Origin of the sequence: Paenibacillus rhizoplanae (genome assembly GCF_042684125.1) — a bacterium.
Taxonomy (GTDB): Bacteria; Bacillota; Bacilli; order Paenibacillales; family Paenibacillaceae; genus Paenibacillus_AQ; species Paenibacillus_AQ rhizoplanae.
Genome location: NZ_JBHUKY010000018.1, coordinates 52008 through 65880, shown reverse-complemented (window position 1 = coordinate 65880; position 13873 = coordinate 52008). Strand labels below are relative to the sequence as shown.

Genomic DNA, 13873 nt, shown 5'->3' with positions numbered 1-13873 from the left:
ACAATTCTTAAAGTGTGATGATAAACTCGGAACATAACGAAACGTCTTCAAGTTATTACCAAAATTAAGAAAGGGTGATCTCGGTGCTAAACATGGATATGGTATACCTCGCCACTATTGTAAAAAACTATACCCAACTGAATACCGAAGCAGCCCGAGCAGTGGAGAATTCCTGAAGATCATGCGTACGACGCGTAACGTATGAGAACAGGCTAAACGTATCTCTCACATGTCTCTGTGCTGCTTATAGCACCGTGGACATGATAACCGCAATTACAGGCGTATCATCCGTTTTCGGATGGTACGCTTTTTCGCGTGCTGTGAGGTTACGATCTGCTGCGAAGTGTCCATGAATGTTCCGTTAAACAAGCTAACTTAGTAATTACTCCAAGCACGAAAGGAAGGGATTTACCTTGTTCTCCGTACTCCGAAATCTCGGCTGGTTCTTCCGCCGGGAAAAAAGGCGCTATACTATAGGCCTCATCCTTCTTATTGTGGTAGGTGTGTTAGAACTCCTGCCTCCACGCCTGCTGGGCAACGCCATTGACGAAATCGTCACCGGTGCCATCACTGCAGGTTCACTCATGAAATACATTGGCCTGATCTTACTTATGCTGCTGATCATTTACTGGATCACCTACATATGGATGCACAAGCTGTTCGGGGGATCGAATCTGGTGGAGCGTCTGCTGCGCTCGCGCTTCATGAATCATCTCATGACGATGACCCCCGCCTTCTTCGAGCGTAACCGCACCGGGGATCTGATGGCCCGCGCCACCAATGATATCCGTGCGGTCTCCGCCACCGTGGGCTTCGGGATGCTCACCCTTGTCGACTCCACCGTGTATCTCACGGTTGTCCTGTTCGCCATGGGGTTCCTGGTCAGCTGGAAGCTGACGCTGGCCGCCGTGATTCCGCTTCCGATGATTGCGGTAGCCATGGTCTTCTACGGCAAAGCGATTCACGACCGCTACAGTCTGGCACAGGATGCCTTCGGTGACATGAACGACCAGGTACTGGAATCCGTATCGGGTATCCGCGTCATCCGCGCTTATGTACAGGAGCGGCACGATGAGAAGCGCTTCTCTGACATTACAGATGATGTGTACCGCAAAAATATGGCGGTTGCCCGGGTCGATGCCTTCTTCGAGCCGACGATCCGCTTGTTCGTGGGCCTCAGCTATATCATCGCCCTGACCTACGGCATCTATCTCGTATTCCGCAATCAGATTACGCTTGGCGATCTGGTGTCGTTCAATATGTATCTCGGGATGATCGTGTGGCCGATGTTCGCCATCGGCGAGCTGATTAATATCATGCAGCGCGGCGGCGCCTCGCTGGAGCGTATCAACGAGACCCTCAATGCGAAGCCTGATGTCAAGGATGTACCTCATCCGGTTCCGGTAGCCCAGCCGGCCACCATCGAGCTGAAGGATGTAACCTTCCGGTATCCGACCTCTACCATCGACAATCTCAGCGGAGTCAGCTTATCCCTCTCCCAAGGCCAGACGCTTGGCGTAGTCGGACGGACCGGCAGCGGCAAATCGACGCTGCTGAAGCAGCTGCTACATGAATATCCGGCCGGCACAGGCGAGATTCTGATCTCCGGTGTGCCGATCACCCAAATTGCCCTCGACCAGCTTCATAGCTGGATGGGCTACGTGCCGCAGGAGCAGATCCTCTTCTCCAAATCGGTACGCGAGAACATCCAGTTCGGATACTCGGGGGCCAGCGATGAGCGGATTATGCAGGCGATTACCGCCGCTGCCTTCCAGAATGACCTCGGTACCTTGTCCGACGGGCTGGATACGATGGTTGGCGAACGCGGCGTCTCCCTCTCCGGGGGACAGAAGCAGCGTGTTTCGATCTCGCGTGCCTTCATCTCAAATCCTGATATCTTGATTCTGGATGATGCCCTCTCTGCCGTTGACGCGCGGACAGAAGCGAAGATCATCGAGAACATCCGCGAGGAGCGCAGCGGCAAAACCACGCTCATCTCTACCCACCGCCTCTCGGCAATCGAGCATGCCGATCTGATCGTTGTCCTCGATGACGGGCATATTACAGAGCAGGGTACGCACCAGGAGCTGCTGGAACTGGGCGGCTGGTACCGTGAGCAGTTCGACCGTCAGCAGGTCGAGAATAATCTGACGAATGAATAACCCCATACAGGAGGTGTCACCGTTGACACAGAGTACAGGCAAACGTCTGCTGCAATATGCACTGACCGCCAAAAAGACCTTCATCGCCGCCCTTCTGCTCCTAACCATCGGAGTAGCGGCTGAGCTGGCGGGGCCTTTTATCGCCAAAAGCATGATTGACAATCATCTGCTTGCGATCGAGAAGCCTTATTTCCAGACAGCCTCACCGGAGGATGCTGCTGAATATAACAACACTTATTACAAACGCAGTGACCGGTTTGCCGCAGACGAAGCCAAGGGCCAGGAAGTCCGCCTGCTTCAGGCAGGCAGAAGCTTCTACTTCATCAATGAGGCTGTACCGAAGGCCGAAGGCGAGCGCAGCTTCACGGACGGGAAGCTCCAGATCAAATACGGCGAGCAGACCACAGTCTACCCGGCCGTCAAGCTGTCGGCCGATGATCTGTTTTCCTTTTACAAGCCGGAGCTTCCAGGAATCTATCAGTTGGTCGCTCTATACGCCATGTTCCTTGTGATCTCTATTATTGCTGAGTTCGGCAAAACCTACTGGCTGCAATCGTCTGCCAATCAGGTCATCCGCAAGCTGCGGACCGATGTCTATGCCCATATCCAGCGCCTGCCGGTCTATTTCTTTGATAATCTGCCTGCCGGTAAGGTCGTCTCCCGGGTAACCAACGATACGGAAGCGGTCAAGGATCTGTTCATTGCCGTATTATCCAACTTCGCTACAGGAATCATCAATATCACCGGTGTCTATGTGGCCCTCTTCCTGCTCGATGTGAAGCTGGGACTGGTCAGCTTGTTCATCGTGCCGATTATTATTCTCTGGATCGTGCTGTACCGCAAAATCGCTACCAAATACAACACGATCATCCGCTCGCGGCTCAGTGAGATTAATGCCATTATTAACGAATCGATTCAAGGGATGTCGATCATCCGGATTTTTCGCCGCCAGAAGCAGAGTAGTGCTGAATTCGAGCAACTTAATGATGACTATCTGAAATATCAGAACAAAATGCTGAACCTCAACGCCTTCACCTCCCACAACCTGGTGAACTCGCTGCGCAGCCTCTCCTTCGTGCTGGTGCTGTGGTACTTCGGCTTCGGTAGTCTCGACGGTACAACCTTCGTATCGCTGGGCGTCCTGTATGCCTTCGTCGATGTACTGGGCCGGATGTTCCAGCCGATTACGGGCATGGTCAACCAGCTGGCGAATCTGGACAGCTCAATGGTCTCCGCAGGCCGCGTGTTCACGCTGATGGATGAGCCGGGAGAACCCGTCACTGACGGATCGATGCCGCGTTACAAGGGAAATGTCGTATTCAAGGATGTGTCCTTTGCTTATAAAAAGGACTTCGTCCTGCGCGATATCTCCTTCGAGGCACGTTCGGGCGAGACCGTCGCCCTTGTGGGCCACACCGGCTCCGGTAAAAGCTCCATCATCAACCTGCTGTTCCGCTTCTATGATCCGCAGCAAGGAAGCATAACGATCGACGGGCAAAAGGTCAAGGATCTGCCGAAGCAATGGCTGCGCAGTCATATGGGTATCGTGCTTCAGGACCCGTACCTCTTCACCGGTACCATTGCCTCCAATGTCAGTCTGGGTGACGAACGGATCTCTAGAGAGCGTGTCGAACGTGCCTTGCGTGAGGTAGGGGCCGATAAACTGCTGGCCCATCTGCCGCAAGGCTTCGATGAACCGGTCATTGAGAAGGGCAGCACCCTGTCCGCCGGACAGCGGCAGCTGATCTCCTTCGCCAGAGCGTTATCCTTCGATCCGGCGATCCTGATTCTGGATGAAGCAACGTCCAACATCGATACCGAGACCGAGAGCATTATCCAGCAGGCGCTGGAGGTGCTGAAAAAAGGCCGGACCACCTTCATCATCGCCCACCGGCTGTCGACCATCCGCAGTGCGGACCAGATTCTGGTGCTGCACCGGGGCCAGATTGTCGAACGCGGCAGCCATGATGAGCTGATGGCGCAGGGCGGCAGATACTTCCGCATGTATCAGCTTCAGCTTGGTGCGGGTGCCGGGAACGGCTCAGGCGAGCCGGCTCCTCTATCCGGGGGCCTTGCTTCTGCCGCCGGACTCCGGCCATCGCTGGAACAGAACTAATCCACCTATCATACATTGCAATAAGACACCCCCTGACGCAGAAAGGCATCAGGGGGTGTTTTTCACTTGATATCAGAACATTTGTTCTGTATAATGGAGCAATACATATTATGGATGAGGTGAAGATAATGATATCCTACAGTCTTAGCAAGCGGCAAGCCCGGCTGTTCCTGCTGCGCCATCAGCGGCTTGTCTCGGACGGATTGCCCGGCGGGAAGCAGAGCATCTATGACTTCGTCCGGCATGTAGGCTGTATCCAGTATGATCCGCTCAGCATAGCCGGACATAACCACGAGCTGGTGCTTCAGGCGAGAATCCCCGGCTTCGTGCCCGAGATGGCAAATGAGCTGCTGTATAAGGACCGACTGCTGATTGACGGCTGGGATAAGAACATGTCGATCTACTGCACAGAGGACTGGCCGTATTTCCAGCGGCGCCGGGAAGCTGCCGCCAGGCATCAGCACAATGAGGCCATGGCGGCCATGATTACCCAAGTGCGGGGCGAGCTGGATGCACGCGGGCCACTCTCTTCGCTGAACCTTGCGAGCAAAGAGAAGATCGACTGGTCCTGGGCTCCGGCAAGACTCTCCCGCGCTGCTATGGAGAGCATGTACTTCTGGGGAGAGCTATCCATTCATCACCGGGTGCATACCCGCCGTTACTACGACTATACGGCCAAGCTGCTGTCTCCTGAACTGCTAAGCGCAAGCGATCCTAACGAGACGCTAGAGCAGCATCACGATTGGTATGTGCTGCGCCGGATTGGCAGCATCGGCCTGCAATGGAACCGGTCCGGGGACGGCTGGCTTGGCATCTCAGGCTTGAAGAGTAAGGAGCGGACTGCGGCCGTGCAGCGGCTGCTGCAGAAGGACCTGCTCCGCGAGGTACAGGTGGAAGGCCTGAAGCTCCCGCTATACATCCGCACAGCAGACGTCCCTGAGCTTGAAGCTGTATTGCTTCAGGATGACTCTGCGGGTGCAACTGAATCAGCAGCAGGGCCTCAGGCTAGTAATGAGGGTGGGGCCGGTCATGCTGAAGGAGCGGCCTCCTTCGCGGCGGCACTGGCTCCGCTGGACAATCTGCTCTGGGACAGAGAGCTGATCCTTCAGCTGTTCGGCTTTCAATACCGCTGGGAGGTCTACAAGCCTGTGCTTGAACGGGAATACGGGTACTATGTCCTCCCCCTTCTCTACGGCGACCGCTTCATCGGTCGGCTGGAGCCGGTGATGAACAAGAGGACCGGCGTACTGACCATCGTCCGCTGGTGGTGGGAGACCGGAGAGACGCTTGAACGCTCCATGCTCCCCGCGCTCACCGGGGCCTTCTCCTCGCTGCAACGCTCGACCGGGGCCACCGCGATCCGCTTCGCACCGGATATCGTCCACTCCTGCGGGCTGCAGGAGCTGGAGGAGGCGCTGTCTGCTACTTCCTTAAAGACAAATTAATCCAATCATCTGTTACCCCTGCGGGCGGAGGACGTTATCATGTGAAGATGCCTATAAATACTGATATTTCCAAAGAAGCCTCCCTCTGACGCAGCTTGTGCTGCGTTAAAGGGAGTCTTCTTGTAATGTTTTATAATCCGTGAGGATGCCTTATTGAATATGCTCTTCCTCAAGGCCCAGCTTGCTGTACATCTCTGTACAATAGCCCTGCAGCTTAATCTCCAGACGGCTTGCCTTGTTCTTGAACCGTTTCAGTTCACGGATCATATGGGCCCGGCCGGCTGGGGTGAAGGTCTCTTGAATCCGTTCCTTGAAGTAATCATGGACAATATGATTGCGTTCCTTCCATACGGCCTGCAATTGACTGGTCTCTTCCTCAGAGAAGGGGAAGTGATGCTGGATTTCTTTGATGAGTTGGCCGAGTGAATTGCTAAGCTTGCGTTGATACAACTCTGCGATTTCGGCATCAGTTGGAGTCTTGCCCTGCGACAGCTTCGTCAGCAGCAGCAGATTCGTCAATTGCTGCTCCAGCGCCTGGCAATAGTACACAGCCAGCCCGAAATAAGCAAATAGCTCTTTGGATTGTTCACTCTCCGGTAGTTGTGTATCCTTCATCGTTCCTCCCATCCTTAATCTGATCATATTTGAGTTTATATTGTTTTGTTATAGTCCATGCGGCCGGAACGGTAAATGTAGAATCCGGCAAGCAATATTATGTACGCCAACGCGTGGGCATAGGCTCCTAGCACGGAGGACACCGGCAGAGTCTCTGCGTTCATCATTCGGTCCATGACCGGAAATACCGGCGGCAGGAGAATGGACACCATCGGTCCAGGCACTACTTCAGCCACTTTACCGGCGCTAATAGATAAAATGAGGAGGATCAGCATCATTCCGGCGGCATAACTAGCTCTAGGTACCCACGAGGATTGCAGGTACAGCGAGAGAGTGATCCCTAATAACCCCATGAGCGCATGTCCGGCCAAAGCAAGCAAGATCCGCTGAAGTCCGGCAGGTTCTTGGAAGCTTCCGGAAAGCACGGGATAGATCACAATAACGACATCCAGCAGCAGCGTAAGCAGGACCATTGTAAGCAGACCGCCCATACTGTAGCGGCGGGCACTGCGGAGCTGGACGATAACCACCTGCTTCTGCACCGCCTGCTCATGGTTAAGGAAGCTTAGACCGAGCCACGCACAGGCAATGAATAGAAAGACCGCCGTTGCCGAGTAGCTGCTCATGACCGGGTTAGGCTTATAGGAATACAGGATTAATACTGCTATAATAATGCCGGCAACCGGTCCGAAGAAGCGCTGGGAGACCGTATAACTGTGCAGAAAATAACGAATTAGCCCCTTCATCCGCGTCCACTCCCGATCTGATCCTTGGGGTCCATCCACTCCGTCAGGTCGTTTAATCCTCCGAGATGCCTCACTGAAACTATGGAACCGCCTGCTGTAAGAATCTGCTGCAGGCAAGTATCTGACATCTTCTGATCGACAGTCAAGCCTGTACAAGATGTACCGGCGTAGTCCGGCGACGGCTCCACATGAATGACTCCCGGCAAGGTCTCCAGAGCCTGCTGGGCTTGTCCCGGCAATACCGTATAGACGATATTCACTACTGGAGCACTTTTCAGATTCTCCGCTCCTTGAATTGTCCGGATGTTCTGCCCTTCATGTAATACATACACTGTATCTGCCAATGCTTCGATGATCTGCGGCTCATGAACGGACAAGACGAGCGCCGTCCCCTCTGCCTTCAGCTCCTGCAGCACATCTATAAGCCTAGCTTGTGCCGGCAGATCCAGGCCTGACATAGGCTCGTCAAGCAGCAACAGCTGCGGCCGGGTCAGCAGGCTCTGAATCAGATTAACCTTCTGTAGCATTCCCTTGGAAAAGCCTGCAAGCTTGCGGTTATGGGAGGATTCGAGACTGAATAACTGCAAAAGTTCGCTTATCCGGGACGCTGAAGCCGCCTCGGAGAGTCCGGCAATCCGGCTCATGCAGCGCAGATAGTCTTCGGCCGTCAGCTTCAAGCCGGGAAACGCTTCAGGTGCATAGCCCGTGATCAGCCTCCGACGGTCACAGGTTAGAACACCTGAGGACAGCTTCAGCAGTCCCGCGAGTATGGACAGCAGCGTACTCTTGCCAGACCCGTTGCGGCCGATCAGAGCCGTACCTGTGCCGGGAAGGACTGTCATCGATATCTCAGTCAGAACCGCACGGCCCCCATACTGCTTGCTCCCCTGGGTAAGTGTAATTAGCGGTGATGCATTCGTGGCTTCCAGGCCTCCTTCAACTAGTGCATGCCTATGGGCCGCACCGAACAGCAGCCTGGTTATTCTCTTATGTAACATTCGCCGGAATGCCTTTATTCTCCTTTTTTTAATTCTGCCAAATCATGAATTACACATCGAAAAAACCAGAATCGTGCAGAATGAATCCGCAGCCGTCCTGGTTTGTGTTAAGGTTCAGATTCAGTATATGGACATCCTAAAAGGTTAGGTCAGGCGTAGACTTCAACAGCTTCACTGACCCTTCTGCAGGCCTCGGCTGCGTTACGGCAGGTATCAATACAATCCTGACAATGGTTATGCTTATGCCGGCTGCTTGTATCCGCACAGCGGTCACAGATGTCAGCACATAAAGTGAGAATTTCCGCTACAAACGGGCTGCGGCGGGTCATCGCCTGGATGGCGAAGGAGCAGATGTCTGCGCATTCACGGTCCAGCTGGATACTCTCCCGCAGATCGGCAAGATCATATTCTTTCAGGCTTGAGACATAGCTATAGTTACAGGCGTCCATACATTTAATCAAAGCACTAATGCATTCCTGATATTGAATTCGGGTCATAACCTTACAACCTCCTGCAATTATTATAGGGTATGCCAATGTATTAACCTGCAAGAATAAGAACGAACCATTCGCGAGGAGCCGCAGCGTTCAGCTACAGGCTTCTTTTGACCGCCGCCGGTCTGGTTAACAGGCGTTTCTCCAGCCGCAGCAGCCCCGTGCGAAGCTCACCGGACGAGAAGTGCTCCCCGATGAATACAGCCACATCCGGCACCTCGCCCTGGGGCGTAATTTTCATGAAATCCGCTTCCCTGTAGGCGTACTGAAACAAAAAACGGCTGGAGGTATCGGTAAAAGTTACAATCCCCTTGGCCCGGTACACATCGCGCGGCAGCTCCTTCACAAACCGCTCGAATTCCTCGCTGTTCACAGGATTCTGGAAATAATGCGTGTAGGCCATCACATGATCATGCGAGGAGTGCATCGCTCCCTCAGCTCCGTTGTCCCCCGCTTCCCCGGCGGGACGGTCTTCCATATGAACGGCTCCCACACTGCCGAGCAGCACTTCCGGCTCCAGTTCACAGCGCACTGCCGGCAGAATCTCCGCGTAGGCATTCCACTTGCGCAGCACCTCCGAGATCTCTGCAATCTCTGCGGCTTGAATCCGGTCTGTCTTGTTCAGGATGAGGACGGATGCACAGCGGATCTGCTCTTGCATCAGACGGTAGGTAGCCCCTTGCTGAGAGCGGTACAGCTCCAGAAGATGGGCGGCATCAACGACAGTAATCAGCCCCTTCAGCTCCACTTGCTGATACAGTGAAGTCTCCGTAACGGCATCTACAATTTCGAGCGGATTGGCGGCGCCAGTGGCCTCAATGATGACTACATCCGGCGATTCTTTTTTGACCAGTGTGGTCAGCTCGGTGCTTAAATCCCCGCGGCTCGTACAGCAGATACAACCACCCAGCAGCTCTGCCATCGGCACAGACTGCTCGACCAGCAGGCCGTCCAGATTCACTTCACCCAGCTCGTTCATAATTACGGCCGGCCGCAGGCCCTGAAGATTCCAATGATCCAGCAGACGCTGCAGTAACGTGGTCTTGCCGCTGCCGAGAAATCCCGACAAGATATATACTGGTAATGACTGTTCCAAGTTTACTCTCTCCCTGCCTCAATCGGTTATGGTAGCGAGTGTACTACAATGACCGCTTCTGTGCAAGGCGGCATTGCCTATTGAAGCTTACAACAGCTTCCCCCGGAGCTTGTTATTGCCGCTGCCTTGGCCTATCATGGGAAATATAAGCTGCACATCAGATACCTAAAGGAGCTGGTTCGTATATCATCCGCCCAAGAACACCGGAGCGAAGCCCCGGATTCAGTCGCTTGCTACATCATAACGGTCTCGGATACCCGGACCGTGGATACGGACACCGGAGGGCCGCTGATCCAGAGTCTGCTGGAAGCCGCCGGTTATACCGTAACCGGCCGTACCATCGTCAAGGATGATTATGAGGATATCCGGGAACTGGTCTACAAAAGCTCCGTCCATTCCGGCATCGAAGCTGTGCTTCTGACCGGAGGGACCGGCATTTCCCCCCGTGACACCACCTGTGAGGCCGTAGCCTCCCTGCTGGATAAGTCGCTGCCGGGCTTTGGGGAGATTTTCCGGCTGCTCAGCTTCACCGAAGATATCGGCTCTGCCGCTATGCTCAGCCGGGCCATTGCCGGGACGATCGGCAGTACTGCCGTCTTCTCCATGCCCGGCTCCCCCGGTGCGATCAAGCTGGCCATGGAACGGCTGATCCTGCCCGAGCTGCGGCATGTCATGCGCGAGATCTACAAGCGTTCCTGAAGCGAAGCATGGACGGACACCTATTTTGCCGAAAAATAGACGAATGAACAAGCAGGCTCCTGCATAACGCGTATACTGGCATAAGTCCACTGCGAAGGAGCTGAGTGTAATGAGAAATTGTCCGAAGTGTCCTACTGAAACGGTTACAGATCCCACACAGGTTGTATATGAAGATTACTATCATCCCCAGGTGGTCCAGGTGGTCCACCATGTCGAGGTCGTCAGACGCCACCACTGTGTTCCGGTCCCTCACCATATCTACACTTGTTCCGTCCGGGATGAAATGTGCGGTCCTACCGCAATGGTGCGCAGCAGAAGAAGATAGTCTAGTCTGCCTCTCCGGTCTATAATAGTTTATTGCAAAAAGCAAAACCGCCGTCTGCGCGTGAAGGATACGCGCAGCGGCGGTTTTGCCTTTTTCGGGGAGGCTATACGATTGGCGGGTCTGTATGAACGTCTGCATCGGGTACTGTAGCCGCCCAGCGTGTGAAGGTGACCTGAAACCCGGCCCGCGTTGGAGCACACAGGAACGGTCCCGCTTGGCTGCCCGTCTCATACGGGAACCGGGCAACGCGGATGGTCCGCCAGGGATGATTCTCTGTTCGTGCTCTGAGAATTACCGCATCCTTCATCCGCGAAGCCCGGAGGGTAATCACTTCCCCCTTCCACTCGGGAACAGGGGACAACGACCAATCAGAATATCCGTCAGTCACGACTGCGCCGATATGCGGGACACCGTCATTCAGCTCAATACCCGCCTTGATCCATTGCTCACCGCTCTGCCATAACATAATGCCTGCCTGGTCGTACAGCTCCGTGAACCCGTCCAGCGCGAAGCTGATCTCTACCGCCTCTGCCTTATCCCAGGGGGCAAGCAGCGCATGACCGTTGTCATGCTGGAAGCCGTACATCGTCTTTTGCCAGTAATCGCTGGCCTCCGCCGCTTCGACCACAAATTGGCCGTTCGCGTTCCCGCTTGATACCGGTTTATTACTCCATACTCCATCCTGCCATTCTATGAATCTCATTACAGGCTCACCTCTCCTTGCCGTTTGCTCATCACAGCTAAGTATACCATATCCCAATCCTTGTCAGCTTGCCCGGATGGCTGTTGTGGGGATTAAAATAGCCCGGCAGAGAATCTCTGCCGGGCGGATAGCTACGATTGTTACTATAATGATGTCAGGTTAAGCCTTATAGATCCGGATGCTCATGTTTCGCCTTGAGACGGCTCCAGCGGCGTTGCACTTCACCCTCGAAGCTGCGCAGGGCCGGCTCGTTCTCCGGCTTCAGCAGGTGACGGGTCTTGCCCATTGTCTTCAGCCAGGCGGATACTTCGATCCGTTTGTCCTTGTCTTCCGGATTGTAGGTGATACTAGTAATCCCCTGCTCTACTTCGTAGAGCGGGAAGAAGCAGGATTCGACAGCCAGGGACACGATATCTGTGCCGTCCTTGTCTTCGCTCATCCAGTTCAGCGGACAGGCAATGAGAATCTTGCCGTAGACCAGACCTTCATTTTGCGCGTACCACTGGGCCTTTGCCGCCTTCTTCAGCATATCCTGCGGATAAGCTTCACAGCCAGTGAATACATAAGGAATGTTGGTAGCCGCCATAATCTGCGCGGTATCCTTATGCTGGGTCAGCTTGCCCTGCTGGGTTTTGCCGATGCTTGAAGTGGAAGTCCGGTGTCCCAGCGGTGTCGAATAGGACTGCTGTGCACCTGTATTCATGTATCCTTCATTATCATATTCCACGATGATCATCTTGTGGCCGCGCAGTGCTGCTCCGATGGCTGGTCCCATACCAATATCCATCCCGCCGTCGCCAGTAACCATAACGAACGTGAAGTCTTCCTTCAGCCCCAGCCCGTCAAGCTCGCCGCGGCGTTTACGTTCCCAGAACATCTCAACCACACCGGACAGCGTAGCTGCACCGTTCTGGAACAGATTGTGGATGAACGTCGATTTATGGGAGGAATACGGATAGCCGGTAGTCGTTACCATCGCGCAGCCGGTGTGGTAGAGCGCTACGATATCGCCTTCGATCCCTTTGAAGAACAGCTCCAGCCCGGAGAAAATCCCGCAGCCCGGACATGCGCCGTGCCCTGGAGACAAACGTCTTGGCTTCTTCATCAGCGAGCGGACCGGCGGAACCCGTACACTCAGCTTGCCGGTCTCTTCATTCTGGGTTACCGTAATCAGGCCGGTCTTCAGCTTATCAAAGTCCATCGGCTTCAAAAGGCGCTTCGGCGCATTCTCCAGCGCTCCCGGATTGTGGCCATAGTAATCAAACGGAATCTCAACACGGTCAGCTATTACTGCGTCCATAGCGAGCTGGAAGAAGTGGTGTCCGTCTTCGGCATAGAAGTCTTTACCGCCCAGTCCGTAGATCCGGCTAATCACCTTAGTCGTTGTGTTGCCGTAAGTGAACAGTGCCGCCTTAATCTCGTTCACCATGTTACCGCCGTGTCCGCCAACCGAATCGGCACGGTCACCTACAGTAATGGCTTTGACATTCTTCAGCGCTTCGGCAATCTGCTTCTGCGGGAACGGGCGAATCATGTTCGGGGAGATCGCTCCTGCCTTGATTCCCTGGTCACGGAGCTGATCGACTACATCCTTAATGATCTCCGAAGCGGAGTTCATCAGGAAGACAGCGACATCGGCATCCTCCATCCGGTACTGTTCGATCATCTCATAATGGCGTCCGGTAAGCACCGCGAATTCCTGCGCGATCTCTTCGAACACTTCACCGGCGTTATACATTGCAACAGATTGCTGATAACGGTTGTTGATATAATCCGGTTCATTCATGTAAGGTCCCACAGTAACCGGATTATTACGGTCCAGGGTATCGGTGAAGCCTGCAGGCGGTTGTTCGCCCACGAACTTGTGTACATCCTCACGGTGGGCAAAAGCCTGTACCCGGCGCTTCTGGTGCGAAGTGAAGTAACCGTCAGAGGCCACCATCACCGGTAGCCGGACTTTGGCGTGTTCCGCCAGCTTCAGGGCCATCAGGTTCATATCATAGACCGACTGCGGATCACGGCACATCAGGATCGGCCAGCCGGTGTTCAGGGCAAAATACAGATCCGAGTGGTCTCCGTGAATATTCAGCGGTCCTGAGATTGAACGGCAAACCAGATTCATGACCATTGGCATCCGCGTACCTGCTTGTACAGGCAATTGCTCCAACATGAACATATAACCTTGAGCGCTGGTTGCGTTGAACACACGGCCGCCTGCCGTCGAAGCGCCGTAACAGATCCCTGCGGAGCTATGCTCGCCGTCGGACGGTACCAGCATAATATCGTGCTGGCCGCTGGCTTTCATCGTATCGAGGAACTGGGCCACCTCAGTCGATGGGGAGATCGGGAAATAACCCATGACATGATAGTTAATCTGATGCGCGGCATAGGCCGCCATTTCATTGCCGGACTCGTATAGGAATTTCTGCTCTACCTTGGCTGAGCCTAGTTCTTTTTCATAATCAATAGCCACA

At 54.3% G+C, this 13873-nt stretch carries 11 protein-coding genes; 4 read left to right on the top strand and 7 right to left on the bottom strand.

What is annotated here, in order from left to right; all coding sequences use genetic code 11:
* The first annotated feature begins 413 nt into the window (after positions 1-413).
* The 3 genes from ACFSX3_RS07545 to ACFSX3_RS07535 all read left to right on the top strand — a co-directional run bounded on the left by ACFSX3_RS07545 (position 414) and on the right by ACFSX3_RS07535 (position 5723).
* The gene (locus ACFSX3_RS07545; protein ID WP_209989591.1) at positions 414-2162 is read left to right on the top strand and encodes an ABC transporter ATP-binding protein; all 1749 of its coding nucleotides are present in this window, start codon (positions 414-416) and stop codon (positions 2160-2162) included.
* A 22-nt stretch (positions 2163-2184) separates the two neighbouring features.
* Positions 2185-4278, top strand: coding sequence for an ABC transporter ATP-binding protein (locus tag ACFSX3_RS07540; RefSeq protein ID WP_379312773.1), 2094 nt, complete (start codon positions 2185-2187; stop codon positions 4276-4278).
* Between the two features lie 110 nt (positions 4279-4388).
* Positions 4389-5723 (top strand): DNA glycosylase AlkZ-like family protein, encoded by a 1335-nt coding sequence (locus ACFSX3_RS07535; RefSeq protein WP_379256429.1) that lies wholly within the window; start codon positions 4389-4391, stop codon positions 5721-5723.
* 150 nt (positions 5724-5873) lie between these two features.
* Here the strand turns inward: ACFSX3_RS07535 and ACFSX3_RS07530 are convergent, their stop codons facing one another.
* The 5 genes from ACFSX3_RS07530 to ACFSX3_RS07510 all read right to left on the bottom strand — a co-directional run bounded on the left by ACFSX3_RS07530 (position 5874) and on the right by ACFSX3_RS07510 (position 9672).
* Complete coding sequence (locus tag ACFSX3_RS07530; RefSeq protein WP_209989588.1) at positions 5874-6338, bottom strand: hypothetical protein; 465 nt, start codon at positions 6336-6338, stop codon at positions 5874-5876.
* A 35-nt stretch (positions 6339-6373) separates the two neighbouring features.
* Entirely contained in the window at positions 6374-7084 is a 711-nt protein-coding gene (locus ACFSX3_RS07525; RefSeq protein WP_209989585.1) for a hypothetical protein, read from the bottom strand.
* Entirely contained in the window at positions 7081-8082 is a 1002-nt protein-coding gene (locus ACFSX3_RS07520) for an ATP-binding cassette domain-containing protein (RefSeq protein WP_209989584.1), read from the bottom strand. Before ACFSX3_RS07520 ends, ACFSX3_RS07525 begins: the two co-directional genes overlap by 4 nt.
* Before the next feature lie 149 nt (positions 8083-8231).
* Complete coding sequence (locus ACFSX3_RS07515; protein ID WP_209989581.1) at positions 8232-8579, bottom strand: four-helix bundle copper-binding protein; 348 nt, start codon at positions 8577-8579, stop codon at positions 8232-8234.
* 94 nt (positions 8580-8673) lie between these two features.
* Positions 8674-9672, bottom strand: coding sequence for a CobW family GTP-binding protein (locus ACFSX3_RS07510; protein WP_209989578.1), 999 nt, complete (start codon positions 9670-9672; stop codon positions 8674-8676).
* A gap of 183 nt (positions 9673-9855) precedes the next feature.
* On the opposite strand from ACFSX3_RS07510, the gene ACFSX3_RS07505 reads away from it, so the two are divergent.
* Positions 9856-10371, top strand: coding sequence for a MogA/MoaB family molybdenum cofactor biosynthesis protein (locus ACFSX3_RS07505; RefSeq protein ID WP_209990192.1), 516 nt, complete (start codon positions 9856-9858; stop codon positions 10369-10371).
* A gap of 428 nt (positions 10372-10799) precedes the next feature.
* Here the strand turns inward: ACFSX3_RS07505 and ACFSX3_RS07500 are convergent, their stop codons facing one another.
* Together ACFSX3_RS07500 and ACFSX3_RS07495 are read right to left on the bottom strand one after the other, a co-directional pair.
* Positions 10800-11399 (bottom strand): DUF1349 domain-containing protein, encoded by a 600-nt coding sequence (locus ACFSX3_RS07500; protein WP_209989576.1) that lies wholly within the window; start codon positions 11397-11399, stop codon positions 10800-10802.
* Positions 11400-11565: 166 nt separating this feature from the next.
* On the bottom strand, positions 11566-13872 hold the full coding sequence (locus ACFSX3_RS07495; RefSeq protein ID WP_209989573.1) for a thiamine pyrophosphate-dependent enzyme: 2307 nt from the start codon (positions 13870-13872) through the stop codon (positions 11566-11568).
* Position 13873 lies beyond the last annotated feature (1 nt).